This is a genomic window from Stenotrophomonas sp. SMYL86, from assembly GCF_036320025.1.
Classification (GTDB): Bacteria; Pseudomonadota; Gammaproteobacteria; order Xanthomonadales; family Xanthomonadaceae; genus Stenotrophomonas; species Stenotrophomonas maltophilia_A.
The window spans coordinates 110,663-125,006 of the sequence record NZ_JAWIRU010000001.1; the positions used below are offsets into that span (position 1 = coordinate 110,663).

At 66.5% G+C, this 14,344-nt stretch carries 13 protein-coding genes; all 13 read left to right on the forward strand.

Annotated elements, in window-relative coordinates:
• Nucleotides 1-53 precede the first annotated feature (53 nt).
• The gene (gene moaA, locus V3B64_RS00510; protein WP_008265266.1) at nt 54-1,034 is read left to right on the forward strand and encodes a GTP 3',8-cyclase MoaA; all 981 of its coding nucleotides are present in this window, start codon (nt 54-56) and stop codon (nt 1,032-1,034) included.
• Between the two features lie 8 nt (nt 1,035-1,042).
• Nucleotides 1,043-2,038 carry a bifunctional molybdenum cofactor biosynthesis protein MoaC/MoaB gene (gene moaCB, locus V3B64_RS00515; protein ID WP_121503461.1) on the forward strand — a complete coding sequence of 332 codons (996 nt, stop codon included), beginning with the start codon at nt 1,043-1,045 and terminating at the stop codon, nt 2,036-2,038.
• Entirely contained in the window at nt 2,038-3,291 is a 1,254-nt protein-coding gene (gene glp, locus V3B64_RS00520; protein WP_329913333.1) for a gephyrin-like molybdotransferase Glp, read from the forward strand. Before moaCB ends, glp begins: the two co-directional genes overlap by 1 nt.
• On the forward strand, nt 3,291-3,551 hold the full coding sequence (locus V3B64_RS00525; protein WP_049462752.1) for a MoaD/ThiS family protein: 261 nt from the start codon (nt 3,291-3,293) through the stop codon (nt 3,549-3,551). The genes glp and V3B64_RS00525 overlap by 1 nt, the downstream gene beginning before the upstream one ends.
• Nucleotides 3,552-3,554: 3 nt before the next feature.
• On the forward strand, nt 3,555-4,055 hold the full coding sequence (locus V3B64_RS00530) for a molybdenum cofactor biosynthesis protein MoaE (protein WP_049401277.1): 501 nt from the start codon (nt 3,555-3,557) through the stop codon (nt 4,053-4,055).
• Between the two features lie 141 nt (nt 4,056-4,196).
• A complete protein-coding gene (locus tag V3B64_RS00535) occupies nt 4,197-4,739 on the forward strand; it encodes a molybdenum cofactor guanylyltransferase (protein WP_121503458.1) in 543 nt (180 codons plus the stop codon).
• Complete coding sequence (locus V3B64_RS00540) at nt 4,736-5,101, forward strand: hypothetical protein (RefSeq protein WP_329913334.1); 366 nt, start codon at nt 4,736-4,738, stop codon at nt 5,099-5,101. Before V3B64_RS00535 ends, V3B64_RS00540 begins: the two co-directional genes overlap by 4 nt.
• Before the next feature lie 145 nt (nt 5,102-5,246).
• The gene (locus V3B64_RS00545; protein WP_329913335.1) at nt 5,247-6,665 is read left to right on the forward strand and encodes a NarK family nitrate/nitrite MFS transporter; all 1,419 of its coding nucleotides are present in this window, start codon (nt 5,247-5,249) and stop codon (nt 6,663-6,665) included.
• A gap of 72 nt (nt 6,666-6,737) precedes the next feature.
• The gene (locus tag V3B64_RS00550; RefSeq protein ID WP_329913336.1) at nt 6,738-10,493 is read left to right on the forward strand and encodes a nitrate reductase subunit alpha; all 3,756 of its coding nucleotides are present in this window, start codon (nt 6,738-6,740) and stop codon (nt 10,491-10,493) included.
• On the forward strand, nt 10,493-12,037 hold the full coding sequence (narH, locus tag V3B64_RS00555) for a nitrate reductase subunit beta (protein WP_049401269.1): 1,545 nt from the start codon (nt 10,493-10,495) through the stop codon (nt 12,035-12,037). The genes V3B64_RS00550 and narH overlap by 1 nt, the downstream gene beginning before the upstream one ends.
• Complete coding sequence (gene narJ, locus V3B64_RS00560) at nt 12,037-12,717, forward strand: nitrate reductase molybdenum cofactor assembly chaperone (protein WP_134950719.1); 681 nt, start codon at nt 12,037-12,039, stop codon at nt 12,715-12,717. Before narH ends, narJ begins: the two co-directional genes overlap by 1 nt.
• The gene (narI, locus tag V3B64_RS00565) at nt 12,714-13,421 is read left to right on the forward strand and encodes a respiratory nitrate reductase subunit gamma (protein ID WP_010485313.1); all 708 of its coding nucleotides are present in this window, start codon (nt 12,714-12,716) and stop codon (nt 13,419-13,421) included. The genes narJ and narI overlap by 4 nt, the downstream gene beginning before the upstream one ends.
• 3 nt (nt 13,422-13,424) lie before the next feature.
• On the forward strand, nt 13,425-14,324 hold the full coding sequence (locus V3B64_RS00570) for a peptidylprolyl isomerase (protein ID WP_329913337.1): 900 nt from the start codon (nt 13,425-13,427) through the stop codon (nt 14,322-14,324).
• The last annotated feature ends 20 nt before the right edge of the window (nt 14,325-14,344 follow it).

Sequence of the window (14,344 nt, forward strand, 5' to 3'; positions counted from 1 at the left end):
TCCGGGCCGTTCCGGGCACAGGCAAGACGGTGGAGCAACTAGGTGGACCAGCCATGAGCCAACTCACCGACGGTTTTGGACGCAGCTTTCCATACCTGCGCCTGTCGTTGACCGAAGCCTGCAACTTCCGTTGCAGCTACTGCCTGCCCGACGGTTATCAGGCCGATGGCCGCCCGCGCTTCCTGCAGGTGGATGAGATCGCCCGCTTGGTGCGTGCGTTCGCCGCGCTGGGCATGAGCAAGATCCGCCTGACCGGCGGAGAGCCCAGCCTGCGCAAGGACCTGGACGAGATCATCGCCACCGTGGCGGCAGTGCCGGGCATCCGCAAGGTGGCCATCACCACCAATGGCACGCTGCTGCCGCGGCGCCTGCCGGGCTGGCACCGCGCCGGCCTGACTGCGCTGAACGTAAGCATGGACAGCCTGCAGCGCGAACGCTTCAGGACCATCACCGGGCACGACCGCCTGCCTGAGATCGAACAGGGCCTGGCCCTGGCACAGGCGCTGGGCCTGCCGGCCATCAAGCTCAACGCGGTACTGCTGCGTGGCCTGAACGACGACGAGCTGCCGCAGTGGATGGACTACCTGCGTGACCGTCCTTTCAGCGTGCGCTTCATCGAGCTGATGCGCACCGGCGACAACGAAGCCTATTTCCAGCGCCACCACCTGCGTGCCGACGTGGTGATCGAGCAGCTGCTGGCGGCCGGCTGGCACGAACGGCCGCGCGCGGCCGATGCGGGCCCGGCGCGTGAGTTCGGCCATCCGGACCATCGCGGCAGCATCGGCATCATCGCCCCGTATTCGCGTGACTTCTGCAAGGGCTGCAACCGCCTGCGGGTGACCGCCAAGGGTGATCTTCGGCTGTGCCTGTTCGGCGAGTTCGGCGTGCCGCTGCGCCCGCTGCTGCAGAGCGACGATGACCACGACGCACTGCTGGCACGCATCACCACACAGCTTGGCCTGAAAGCGGCCGGGCATGGACTGCACCAGGGCCAGACCGGGCTGACCCCGCACCTGGCCTCCATTGGAGGATGAGCAACACGATGAGTGGGGAATTGAATGCGGCCTTCCATATGGCCGATGTCCGCGACAAGCGCATCACCCGCCGCCGTGCGGTGGCGGTGGGCGAGCTGCATGCCGGTCCGGTGGCCTATCCGCTGATCGTCGAGCGCCGCCTGCCCAAGGGTGATGCGCTGGTGATGGCCGAGATTGCCGGCCTGCAGGGTGCCAAGATGGCCTCGATGCTGATGCCGCTGTGCCATCCGCTGCCGCTGGAACTGGTGCAGGTGTTCTGCGCGCCGGTGCCGGAACGGGAGGCGATCCGCGTGTGGTGCGAGTGCGCCAGCGAGGCGCGCACCGGCGTGGAGATGGAGGCACTGGCTGGCGTCAACGCGGCACTGCTGACCCTGTACGACCTGAGCAAGCCGGTGGAACCGGCGCTGCGCATCGAAGGCATCCGCCTGCTGTTCAAGGAAGGCGGCAAGCGCGGTGTCTGGCTGCACCCCGACGGCATGGACGATGCCGAACGCGCGCGCTTCAAGCCGCGTGCGCCGAAGGGCCTGCAGGGCGCGGCCTGCGCGGTGATCACGCTGAGCGATCGCGCCAGCGAAGGTACCTATGAGGATGTGTCCGGCCCAACCCTGGCAGCCGGCGTGAAAAAGCTGGGGGGCGAGGTCGTGGCCGCCGAGGTGTTGCCCGACGGCATCGAGCCGTTGGCGGGCCGCCTGCAGGCGTTGGCTGCCGATGGCGTGCGCCTGTGCCTGTGCACCGGCGGTACCGGGCTGGGCCCGCGTGACCTGACCCCCGAGGCGCTGCGTTCCTTGAACGCGCGGCCGGTGCATGGCCTCGCGCAGATGGTGCGTGCACTGAGTGCACAGCACACGCCGATGGCCTGGCTGAGCCGTGCCGAGGTGGTGCAGCTGGGCAACATGCTGGTGTTCGCGCTGCCGGGCAGCCCGAAGGCAGCGGCGCAGTGCCTCGATATTCTGGCGCCGGTACTGGGCCACGCCCTGGCGATGGTCGACGGTGGTGGCCACTGATGATTGCCTATAGCGAAGCCCTGCAGCACCTGCTGGATGCGGCCACGCCGCTGCCGGCCGAACATCTGCCGCTGCATGAGGCCGGCGGCCGTACCCTGGCCAGTGACATCATCAGTGGGCAGTCGCTGCCGCCGTTCGACAATTCGGCGATGGACGGTTTCGCGCTGCGCGCCAACGGCGCGACGTTCGAAGCAGGTACCGAATTCGCGGTGCAGGGCTGGCAGGCAGCCGGCGATGCCGGCGCCGAAGGCGGCGAGGGTGCCTGGGAAATCATGACCGGCGCGCGCATGCCGGTTGGGCTGGATACGGTGGTGCCGGTCGAGAACGTGGACGTCCTCGCCAGCGAGGATGGGCGCCCGACCCGCATCGCCTTGAAGGGCACGGTGAAGGCGGGCCAGAACGTGCGCCTGCGCGGCCAGGATGTGAGCGACGGCGAACGTGTGCTGCAGGCCGGGCAGGTGCTGGACATCAATGCGCGCACCCTGCTGCATGCCATCGGCGTGGGCCAGGTGGCGGTGGTGGCACGGCCGAAGGCGGCGGTGATCGCCACCGGCAAGGAGCTGGTGACCGAGGCGGCGCAGACGCTTGAGTCCGGCCAGATCCGTGACAGCAACCGGCCGTATCTGGTGGGCCGCCTGCAGGCCGCCGGTGCCGAAGTGGTCTGGCAGGGCACCGTGGGCGATGACGTGGCCGCGTTCAACGCGGTGCTGGATGAAGCGCTGGCCGCAGGTGCGCAGCTGCTGATCAGCACGGGCGCGGTGTCGGCCGGCCGCTACGATTTCGTTCCCGATGCACTGCGTGGCCGTGGTGCGCGCATCGTGTTCCACAAGGTGGCGATCCGCCCGGGCAAGCCGCTGCTGTTTGCGGTGCTGCCCAATGGCGCGCTGTATTTCGGTCTGCCCGGCAACCCGGTGTCGGCCGCCGTGGGCCAGCGCTTCTTCGTGGAGCCGGTGCTGCGCCGCCTGCTGGGGCTGGCACCGGAAACCGTGTTGCAGCTGCCGCTGCAGGCCGACGTGCGCAAGCCGCCGGGCCTGCGCTTCCACGCGCGTGCGCGGGTGGAAGTGGACGGTCAGGGGCGCCTGAGTGCGCGCGTGCTGTCCGGGCAGGAGTCGTTCCGTTTGATGTCCATGCTGCAGGCCAACGCCTGGGTGGTGCTGGCGGCCGAGGGAGACCTGGCCATCGCTGGCACGCCGGTGCAGGTACAGGGCTGGGGTCACCATGACCCGGTGCAGCTGGCGAGCCAGGAGTCATGATGAAACAGGTGAATCTGCAGTTGTTCGGTGCGTTTTCGGATCTGGATGCCAGCCGCGAGATCGCGGTGGAGGTGGCCGGTGGCACCGTGGCCGATCTGCGCCAGGCGCTGCGCGAGCTGCTGCCGACGCGTTGGCCGGGTTTCCGCGCTGGCCTGCTGGACTACTCGGCGTTCGCCGACCAGCAACGTGTGCTGCGTGACCATGAAGCGCTGCCCGACGATGGTCGGGTGGCGATCCTGCCGCCGGTAAGCGGGGGCTGAGCGATGAGCGAGAAGATCATCGCCAAGGTGGTGGATCGCGCGCAGGCGTCGATCGATCCGGCCGAGGGTATCGCTGCGGTGTCCGATCCGGGTTTCGGTGGCATCGACGTGTTCATCGGCAAGGTGCGCGACGTCAACATCGGCCGGCCGGTGAACGGGATTACCTATGACCTGTTCGAGCCGCTGGTGCTGAACGAGTTCAAGCGCTTGGCCGCAGAGGTGGAGGCCACGTTTGGTCCGAAGCTGAAGCTGTATGTGGCCCATGCCAAGGGCCGGTTGGGCATTGGCGATGTGGCGGTGGTGGTGGCTGCGGGCAGCCCGCACCGGGACGAGGCATTCCGGGCCTGCCGGCAGTTGATCGAGGTGGTGAAGCACCAGTGCCCGATCTGGAAGCAGGAGCATTACGAGGACGGCGACAGCGAGTGGAGCGAGGGCTGCAGCCTGTGCCACGCGGACAGCGAACCCGCACACGCCCATGACCATGCGCACGACCACCACCATTGAGTCCGCTGCAGCCACGCATGGCGTGGCTCTACCACCGAATGTCTGGATGGCCGTGGGGTTCAGTAGATCCACGCCATGCGTGGATGCGGCCTTCCCGATGAATCCGGCCGACGCAGCCACGCATGGCGTGGCACTACTGCGATGAGCATCAACGGCATCGTGCTGGCCGGCGGCCTGTCCAGCCGGATGGGGCGAGACAAGGCGTTGCTGCCGTGGCAGGGGCGCACCCTGCTGGAACACATGCGTGGCCTGCTGCTGCAGGCCGGCGCAGAACGGGTGTGGGTGAGCGGCGACTATCCGGCCTTCGGCGGCATCCCCGATCAGGTCGCGCGCTGCGGCCCGCTTGGCGGGCTCTACAGCGTGGCGATGTGCATGCCCGATGGACCGGCCTGGGTGGTGCCGGTGGACATACCACTGCTGCCGCCACGATTGCTGCAGCAATTGCGTGACGGCCATCGCGGTCCGTGCACGATCTTTTCCGGTCACCCCCTGCCCATGCTGCTGGAGATAGACGATGCTTGTCGTAGCGCGCTGGGATCGATGCTGGACGATCCGCACGGTCCGCGCTCGCTGCAGGCGCTGCAGCGTCGTCTTGGCGTGAACACGATCGCGCTGGCGCCGGTTGACGAGGCCGGGCTGGTCAACTGCAATACCCCCGAACAATGGGAGGATGTTGCGTCATGAAAGTGCAGTTGCAGGATCAATCAGTACGGCTTCGCCTGGACGAGGCCGAACTGGCGCGCCTGCTGGCCGGTGAATCGGTCGAGAACATGACCCGCTTTGGCGGCATCGAGGGTTGGGGCATGGCGGTGTCGCTGCATGGCGGTGATCAACCGGTGCTGCTCGATGGTGGCACCTTCTGCCGCCTGATACTGCCGCGCCCGGCAGTCGAGGCCTTGGCGGGACGGCTGCCGTGCCGGGATGGCCTGCCATTCGACATTGCCCTGGAAGACGGCAGCCAGCTTCAGCTGCAGTTCGATGTGGACGTGCGCGACAGCGTGCGCCAGCGCGGGGTGACCCGCCGCAGCACCGCTTCATCGGTTTGACATTTGTCAGGGGCAGGGTGGAAACCGGCCCCTGATTGATCCAGATCAACCCCGTCGTCCGTGCTGCACGGCCTAATGGCTGCATGACGACGGGTTACAACTTGAAACGCAGTACCCACGTCATTCCACAGCCTTGGAGCCATGTATGACCGTCGGTAGCGATCCTGTTGTCCGCAGCACTGCCAGTCCCGGTCGCGTCATCAGCGACTGGACGCCAGAGGACCCCGGCTATTGGGAGCGCACCGGCAAGCGGGTCGCCACCCGCAACCTGATCATCTCGATCCCCTCGCTGCTGCTCGCCTTCTCGGTCTGGGTACTGTTCTCGGCGGTGTCGATCAGCCTGCCGAAGATCGGCTTCAACTTCAGCACCGACCAGCTGTTCTGGCTGGTGGCGCTGCCCAGCCTGTCCGGCGCCACGCTGCGTATCTTCTATTCGTTCGTGATCCCAATCTTCGGCGGCCGCCGCTGGACTGCGCTGTCCACGGCCTCGCTGCTGGCGCCGACGCTCTGGCTCGGCTTTGCGGTACAGAACGCGGCCACGCCGTACGGGGTGTTCGTGGCCATCGCAATCCTGTGTGGGTTCGGTGGCGCGAACTTCTCCTCGTCGATGTCCAACATCTCCTTCTTCTACCCCAAGCAGAAGCAGGGCCTTGCGCTGGGCCTGAACGCCGGCCTCGGCAACGTGGGCGTGTCGGTGGCGCAGGCGGTGATTCCGCTGGTCATCACCGTGGGCGTGTTCGGTGCGCTGGGTGGTGCACCGCAGCCCGCGGTGGAGGGTGGGGCACCACTGTTCCTGCAGAACGCAGGCTTCATCTGGGTGCCGGCCATCGCGCTGTGCGCCATCGCGGCCTGGTTCGGCATGAACGACCTGACCAGTGCGCGTTCGTCGTTCTCCGAGCAGGCGGTGATCTTCCGCCGCAAGCACAACTGGCTGATGTGCTGGTTGTACATCGGCACCTTCGGTTCCTACATCGGTTTCTCGGCCGGCTTCCCGATGCTGGTGAAGAGCCAGTTCCCGGACGTGAACCCGCTGGCCTACGCCTTCATCGGCCCGCTGCTGGGCGCACTGATGCGCTCGGTGGGTGGCAGCATGGCCGACCGCTGGGGTGGCGCACGCCTGACCTTCTGGGTGTTCGCGCTGATGATCGCGGCGGTGTTCGGCGTGCTGCACTTCCTGCCCAGCGACGGCCAGGGCGGCAACTTCCATGGCTTCCTGCTCAGCTTCATGGCGCTGTTCGTGCTCAGTGGCATCGGCAACGGCACCACCTTCCGCATGATCCCGGTGATCTTCCGCACCCTGCATGAGCGCTGGTCGGCCAAGGACAACGCCGAAGGCAAGGCCTCGGCCGCACACCAGGCCAGCATCGAGTCGGCCGCGGTGGTCGGTTTCTCCGGTGCGATCGGTGCCTATGGCGGTTTCTTCATTCCCAAGAGCTACGGCTCGTCCATCACCTTGACCGGCAGCCCCGACATGGCGCTGTACGGATTCGTTGTTTTCTACGTCACCTGCCTGGCCGTGACCTGGTGGTGGTACTACCGGCGCGGTGCCGAGACACCCTGCTGACGACATGAAAACGCACCGCAGCCAGATGACACACACAGCCACGATGCCGATGTCCGCAAAGGGAGACCCCCGATGAGTTATTTCCTCGATCGCTTGCAGTTCTTCAAGCGTGACCCCCAGACCTTTGCCGATGGCCACGGATTCGCCAAGAGCGAGGGCCGCGACTGGGAAAACAGTTACCGCGCCCGCTGGCAGTACGACAAGATCGTGCGTTCCACCCACGGCGTTAACTGCACGGGTTCGTGCAGCTGGAAGATCTACGTCAAGAACGGCCTGGTCACGTGGGAAACCCAGCAGACCGACTACCCACGAACGCGCCCGGACCTGCCCAACCATGAACCGCGTGGCTGCCCGCGTGGCGCCAGCTATTCCTGGTACCTGTACAGCGCCAACCGGCTGAAGTACCCGCTGATCCGCGGCACGCTGCTGCGCCTGTGGCGCGAGGCGCGCAAGAGCAAGGGCCCGGTCGATGCCTGGGCCAGCATCGTGGAGGACAAGGAGAAGGCGCGTTCGTACAAGACCCGCCGCGGCATGGGCGGCTTCGTGCGCCTGCAGTGGGAAGAGGCCAACGAGATCATCGCCGCCTCCAACCTGTACACGGTGAAGCAGTACGGCCCGGACCGCGTGGTCGGCTTCTCGCCGATTCCGGCGATGTCGATGGTGTCCTACGCCGCCGGCGCGCGCTACCTGTCGCTGCTGGGCGGCGCCTGCCTGTCCTTCTATGACTGGTACTGCGACCTGCCGCCGGCCTCGCCGCAGATCTGGGGCGAGCAGACCGACGTGCCGGAATCGGCCGACTGGTACAACAGCCGCTACATCATCGCCTGGGGCTCGAACGTGCCGCAGACGCGCACGCCCGATGCGCATTTCTTCACCGAGGCGCGCTACAACGGCACCAAGACGGTGGCGATCTGCCCGGACTATTCCGAGCTGGCCAAGCTGACCGACCACTGGCTGCACCCCAAGCAGGGCACCGATGCGGCGCTGGCGTTCGCCTTCGGCCATGTGATCCTGCGCGAGTTCCACGTCGATTCGCCCTCGCAGTACTTCCAGGACTATTGCCGCCAGTACTCGGACATGCCGATGCTGGTGCGCCTGGAGCGCCGCGACGACGGTCGCCTGGTGCCGGGCCGTTTCCTGCGTGCCAGTGAACTGGGCGGGCTGGGTGAAGCCAATAATCCGGACTGGAAGACGCTGGCTTTGGACGAGACCAGCGGCCAGATCGTGGTGCCCAATGGCTCCATCGGTTTCCGCTGGGGCGAGAAGGGCAAGTGGAACATCGAGGAGAAGGAAAGCAATGGCGCCGATACGCGCCTGCGGCTGAGCCTGGCCGACGCCCATGAGGGCATCGAGGCGGTCAGCTTCCCGTACTTCGGTGGCATCGAGTCGGAGGGCTGGACCGCTGCGCCGGCCGACGACGTGCTTGAGCGCAACATCCCGGTGCGTCGACTGGCCCTGGCCGAGGGTGGCGAGACACTGGTGGCCACGGTCTACGACCTGCTGCTGGCCCAGTATGGCGTGGACCGTGGCTTTGGCGGCGGCAACGTGGCATCGAGCTTCGACGACATGGTGCCGGGCACCCCGGCCTGGCAGGAACGCATCACCGGCGTGTCGCGTGCGGAAGTGATCGAGATCGCCCGCGAGTTCGCCCGTACCGCCGACAAGACCCATGGCCGTTCGATGATCATCGTCGGCGCCGGCATGAACCATTGGTTCCACAACGATATGAACTACCGCGGCCTGATCAACATGCTGATCATGTGCGGTTGCGTGGGCCAGACCGGTGGCGGCTGGGCGCATTACGTGGGCCAGGAAAAGCTGCGCCCACAGACCGGCTGGCAGCCGTTGGCCTTCGGCCTGGACTGGAGCCGGCCGCCGCGTCACATGAACGGCACCTCGTTCTTCTACTTCAACACCGGGCAGTGGCGCTACGAGAAGCTGCAGGTGGACGAGCTGCTGTCGCCGCTGGCGGATGCGAGCAAGTACAGCGGCAGCCTGGCCGACCTCAACCTGCGCGCGGTGCGCATGGGCTGGCTGCCGTGTGCGCCGCAGCTGGACCGCAACCCGCTGCAGCTGGTACGCGAGGCCGAAGCGGCGGGTGTTGCCCCGGCCGACTACGCGCTGGGCAAGTTCAAGGACGGCTCGCTGGACTTCGCCTTCGCCGATCCGGATGCACAGCAGAACCATCCGCGGATGATGTTCATCTGGCGCTCGAACCTGCTCGGTTCCTCGGGCAAGGGCCACGAATACATGCTGCGGCACCTGCTGGGGACGCGCCATGGCCTGCAGGGCAAGGACCTGGGCGAGATGGGCGCGGTCAAGCCGGAGGAGGTGACGTGGCGTGACGAAGCGCCGGAAGGAAAGCTCGACCTGCTGGTGACGCTGGACTTCCGCATGTGCACCACCGCGCTGTACTCGGACATCGTGCTGCCCACGGCCACCTGGTACGAGAAGGACGATCTCAACACGTCGGACATGCACCCGTTCATCCACCCGCTGTCGAAGGCGGTGGACCCGGCCTGGGAATCGCGCAGCGACTGGGAGATCTTCAAGGAAGTTGCCCGCACCGTAAGTGAGATGGCGCCCGGTGTGCTGGGCGTGGAGAAGGACCTGGTGCTGGTGCCGACCCTGCATGACACCCCCAACGAGCTGGGCATGCCGTTCGGCGTGGCTGATTGGAAGAAGGGCGAGTGCGAGGCCATCCCGGGCCAGACCATGCCGTCGATGACGGTGGTGGAGCGCGACTACCCCAATCTGTACCGCAAGTTCACCTCGCTGGGCCCGCTGCTGGACAAGCTGGGCAACGGCGGCAAGGGCATGAGCTGGGACACGAAGCACGAAGTCGAATTCCTCGGCAAGCTCAACCACACCGTGCACGACGAGGGCGTGAGCCAGGGCCGTCCGGCCATTTCGACCGCGATCGACGCGGCCGAGGTGATCCTGCACCTGGCGCCGGAGACCAACGGCCACGTCGCAGTGAAGGCGTGGGAATCGCTGGGCACGTTCACCGGCCGCGAGCACACCCACCTGGCGGTGGGCAAGGAGCACGAGGCGATCCGCTTCCGTGACATCCAGGCACAGCCGCGCAAGATCATCTCTTCGCCGATCTGGTCGGGCCTGGAGGACGACAACGTCAGCTACAACGCCGGCTATACCAACGTGCACGAGCTGATTCCGTGGCGCACGGTGACCGGTCGCCAGCAGTTCTACCAGGACCACGAGTGGATGATCGACTTCGGCGAGGCCTTCATGGGCTACCGGCCGCCGGTCAACACGCGCACGGTGGAGCCGCTGCTGAACCAGCGCCCGAACGGTAACAAGGAGATTGTGCTGAACTGGATCACGCCACACCAGAAGTGGGGCATCCACAGCACCTACAGCGACAACCTGATCATGCAGACGCTGTCGCGGGGTGGCCCGATCGTGTGGATCAGCGAGGACGACGCACGCAGCGCCGGCATCGTCGACAACGACTGGATCGAGCTGTTCAACGTCAACGGTGCGATCGCCGCGCGTGCGGTGGTCAGCCAGCGCGTGATGCCGGGCATGGCGATGATGTACCACGCCCAGGAACGCATCATCAACGTGCCGGGCTCGGAGATTTCCGGGACCCGCGGCGGCATCCACAACTCGGTGACCCGCATTGTGCTCAAGCCCACCCACATGATCGGCGGCTACGCGCAGCTGGCCTACGGTTTCAACTACTACGGCACCTGCGGCACCAACCGCGACGAGTTCGTGATCGTGCGCAAGATGGACAAGATCGATTGGTTGGACGATGAGCAGCCCGCTGGTGCTTCGGCATCGGCCAGCAAGGAGGTGGTGTGATGAAGGTCCGTGCACAGATCGCGATGGTGCTGAACCTGGACAAGTGCATCGGCTGCCATACCTGCTCGATCACCTGCAAGAACGTCTGGACCTCGCGCGAGGGCGTCGAGTATGCCTGGTTCAACAACGTGGAAACCAAGCCGGGCATCGGTTACCCGAAGGAATGGGAAAACCAGGACAAGTGGAACGGCGGCTGGGTGCGTACCCGCGCCGGCAAGCTGGTGCCACGCGCCGGTGGCCGCTGGCGCATGCTGGCCAAGATCTTCGCCAATCCGGATCTGCCGCAGATCGACGACTACTACGAGCCGTTCGATTTCGACTACCAGAACCTGCACACCGCCAAGGACAGCCAGCACCAGCCCACCGCGCGGCCGCGTTCGCTGATCAGTGGCGAGCGCATGCAGAAGATCGAGTGGGGCCCGAACTGGGAGGAGATCCTCGGTTCTGAGTTCAGCAAGCGCTCGCGCGACTACAACTTCGACCAGGTGCAGAAGGAGATCTACGGCGCCTTCGAGAAGACCTTCATGATGTACCTGCCGCGCCTGTGCGAGCACTGCCTGAACCCTGCGTGCGTATCGGCCTGCCCGTCGGGTGCGATCTACAAGCGCGAGGAAGACGGCATCGTGCTGATCGACCAGGACAAGTGCCGCGGCTGGCGCATGTGCGTGTCGGCGTGCCCGTACAAGAAGATCTACTACAACTGGAAGAGCGGCAAGTCGGAGAAGTGCATCTTCTGCTACCCGCGCATCGAGATGGGTGAGCCAACCGTGTGTTCGGAAACCTGCGTGGGCCGCATCCGCTACCTGGGCGTGATGCTGTACGACGCCGACCGGATCGCTGAGGCCGCCTCGGTGGCCGCCGAGAAGGACCTGTACCAGGCCCACCTGGATATCTTCCTGGACCCGAATGACCCGGCGGTGATCGCCGCCGCGCGCGCCGAGGGCATCCCGGACAGCTGGCTGGATGCGGCCAAGCAGTCGCCGGTGTACAAGCTGGCGATCGACTGGAAGCTGGCGCTGCCGCTGCACCCGGAATACCGCACGCTGCCGATGGTCTGGTATGTGCCACCGCTGTCTCCGATCCAGTCGGCCGCCGAACGTGGTCGCGTGGGCATGAGCGGTGAGCTGCCGGACGTGGCCTCGCTGCGTATTCCGATGCGCTACCTGGCCAACCTGCTGACGGCGGGTGACGAAGCGCCGGTGGTACGCGCACTGGAGCGTCTGATGGCGATGCGTGCCTGGCGCCGGGCCAAGAACGTGGATGGCGTGGAAGACACCGCGGTGCTGGAACAGACCGGGCTGAGCATCGCCCAGGTGGAAGAGATGTACCGCTACCTGGCCATTGCCAACTACGAGGACCGTTTCGTGATTCCGACCGGCCACCGCGAATACGCCAACGATGCCTTCGGCGAGCGCGGCGGCTGCGGCTTCACCTTCGGCAACGGCTGCAACGGTGACAGCCCGGCCGACCTGTTCGGCCAGCGCAAGAGCACCACCTTCGTGGTGGACAAGGGTCCGAACCATCGCCGCAAGGAGGTGGTGTGATGAGCGTGCTCAAGCTGATTGGGGTGCTGCTGGATTACCCCCGCGAAGAACTGTGGCAGCACGGCGAGGAACTGCTCGCCGCCTGCGACGACCCGGCGCTGAACACCGCCCGCCGCCAGCAGCTGCGCAGCTTCGTGCAGCAGCTGCTGGACACCGATGCGCTGGATGCGCAGGCGGCGTGGCTGGCCAGTTTCGACCGAGGTCGCTCGATGAGCCTGCTGCTGTTCGAACACATCCATGGCGAGTCGCGCGACCGCGGCCAGGCGATGGTCGATCTGGTCGAGACCTACCGCCGCAACGGCTTCGAACTGGATGCACGCGAGCTGCCGGACTACCTGCCGCTGCTGCTGGAGTTCCTGGCCCATCGCCCCGGCAGCGAGGCCCGCGAGTGGCTGCACCACATCGGCCATATCGCCGGGATGCTGGCGGCGCGTGCCGCCGAGCGTGAGCTGCCGCACCGGGTGCTGTTCGAGATCCTGGTCGAAGCCGGTGACGGCAAGGCCGATCTGCAGGCGCTGCGCCAGCGTGCCAGCGAAGAAGTCCGCGACGATACCGCCGAGGCCATGGACCGCTTGTGGGAGGAGGAGGCGGTGCGCTTCGGCGCCGAAGCCCCCGCCGAAGACTGCAAGCCCCCCGTGCGTTCGCCGGCCCGTCCTTCGCATCGAGAGGTCCAGCCATGAGTTACTCCCTGCATCAATTCGCCTTCCAGTACTACCCGTACATCGCCGTGGCGGTGCTGCTGATCGGCAGCTGGGCCCGCTATGACAAGGCCATGTATACCTGGCGCACCGGCTCCAGCCAGATGCTGTCGGACAAGGGCATGCGGATCGGCAGCAACTGCTTCCACATCGGCATCCTGGCCATCCTCGGCGGCCACCTGGTCGGCCTGCTGACCCCGCACGCGGTGTACGAGCACTTCATCACCTCGTCGCAGAAGCAGATGCTGGCGATGGTGGTCGGTGGTGTGTTCGGCGCGCTGTGCTTCATCGGCATCAGCATCCTGCTGGTACGCCGCCTGTTCAACGCGCGGGTACGGGCCACCGGCAGCTTCGGTGACACACTGGTGCTGGTGCTGCTGTTCGCCCAGCTGTGCCTGGGCCTGTACAGCATCCGCATCTCGTCCGGCCACCTGGACGGTGGGGTGATGGTGCAGCTGGCCGAATGGGCGCAGCACATCGTGACCTTCCGCGCCGGTGCCGCCGACTACATCGAGGGCGTCAGCTGGGTCTACAAGATGCACATCTTCCTGGGCCTGACCCTGTTCCTGATCGCGCCGTTCACCCGCCTGGTGCACGTGTGGAGCATCCCGATCAGCTACCTGTGGCGGCCGTACCAGGTGGTGCGCCGCCGCCAGGCCACGTTGCGCTACGGTCCGCGGGAGTAAACCATGGGCAGCCTGCCGAAATTCCTGCCGATCACTGTGATCGACTCCGCCGCACCGGTGCCTGCCGAGGCGCATTCGCATCACCACGACGCGGCAGAGCAGGGGCCGCGCTCGCTCGGGCAGCCGGCACCGTGCCGGCTGTTCGTGGACGAGACCGCGATCAGCGAGGCCGACATCGCCCGCGAGATGCAGCACCACCGGGCGATGCGCCCGGAACAGTCACGCGCCGAAGCGGCACGTGCACTGGTGGTGCGCGAGCTGCTGCGGCTGGAAGCGCAGCGGCTGGGGCTGCAGGCACCGGAGGGCAACCGGGTCAGCGACGAGGAAGTGCTGATCCAGCAACTGTTGGAAGACGCGATCGAAGACCGTGTGCCGACCGATGAGGACTGCCGCCGCTACTTCGAGCAGAACCCGGAGCGCTTCCGCTCGCCCGATCGCGTGCGCCTGCGCCATATCCTGCTGGCTGCGCCGGCCGACGACGTGGCCGGGCGCTTCGCCGCACGCACCGAAGGCGAGCGGCTGGTCGGACTGCTGAAGGAGTCGCCGCACCTGTTCGCCGATTTCGCCCTGCGCCATTCGCGCTGCCCGTCCAGCAGCGAGGGCGGCGACCTGGGCTGGTTGCAGCGTGGGCAGACCACGCCGGAGTTCGACCGCCAGGTGTTCCGCCTGCGCGAGGGCCTGGCCGGTTTCCCGGTGGAATCGCGCTGGGGCTACCACGTGGTCTGCGTCGATGCCCGCGAGGAAGGGCAGCCACAGCCGTTCGCGGCGGTGCTGCCGCAGCTGCGTGATTACCTGGAACTGCAGGTACGCCAGCGCGAGGTGCAGGCCTACCTGCTGCAGCTGCAGGAACGCTACCCGGTGCGCGGGCTGGACGAGATCGAAGCCGACGCGGATATCGGCTGACCCCCATTGAACGAGGAGAC

What these genes read in the sequence shown, in the direction of transcription:
- V3B64_RS00570 (WP_329913337.1), top strand. Translation starts at nt 13,425, where the DNA reads ATGGGCAGCCTGCCGAAATTCCTGCCGATCACTGTGATCGACTCCGCC.
- V3B64_RS00545 (WP_329913335.1), top strand. Translation starts at nt 5,247, where the DNA reads ATGACCGTCGGTAGCGATCCTGTTGTCCGCAGCACTGCCAGTCCCGGT.
- V3B64_RS00550 (WP_329913336.1), top strand. Translation starts at nt 6,738, where the DNA reads ATGAGTTATTTCCTCGATCGCTTGCAGTTCTTCAAGCGTGACCCCCAG.
- moaA (WP_008265266.1), top strand. Translation starts at nt 54, where the DNA reads ATGAGCCAACTCACCGACGGTTTTGGACGCAGCTTTCCATACCTGCGC.
- V3B64_RS00535 (WP_121503458.1), top strand. Translation starts at nt 4,197, where the DNA reads ATGAGCATCAACGGCATCGTGCTGGCCGGCGGCCTGTCCAGCCGGATG.
- glp (WP_329913333.1), top strand. Translation starts at nt 2,038, where the DNA reads ATGATTGCCTATAGCGAAGCCCTGCAGCACCTGCTGGATGCGGCCACG.
- V3B64_RS00530 (WP_049401277.1), top strand. Translation starts at nt 3,555, where the DNA reads ATGAGCGAGAAGATCATCGCCAAGGTGGTGGATCGCGCGCAGGCGTCG.
- narJ (WP_134950719.1), top strand. Translation starts at nt 12,037, where the DNA reads ATGAGCGTGCTCAAGCTGATTGGGGTGCTGCTGGATTACCCCCGCGAA.
- V3B64_RS00525 (WP_049462752.1), top strand. Translation starts at nt 3,291, where the DNA reads ATGAAACAGGTGAATCTGCAGTTGTTCGGTGCGTTTTCGGATCTGGAT.
- V3B64_RS00540 (WP_329913334.1), top strand. Translation starts at nt 4,736, where the DNA reads ATGAAAGTGCAGTTGCAGGATCAATCAGTACGGCTTCGCCTGGACGAG.
- narH (WP_049401269.1), top strand. Translation starts at nt 10,493, where the DNA reads ATGAAGGTCCGTGCACAGATCGCGATGGTGCTGAACCTGGACAAGTGC.
- moaCB (WP_121503461.1), top strand. Translation starts at nt 1,043, where the DNA reads ATGAGTGGGGAATTGAATGCGGCCTTCCATATGGCCGATGTCCGCGAC.
- narI (WP_010485313.1), top strand. Translation starts at nt 12,714, where the DNA reads ATGAGTTACTCCCTGCATCAATTCGCCTTCCAGTACTACCCGTACATC.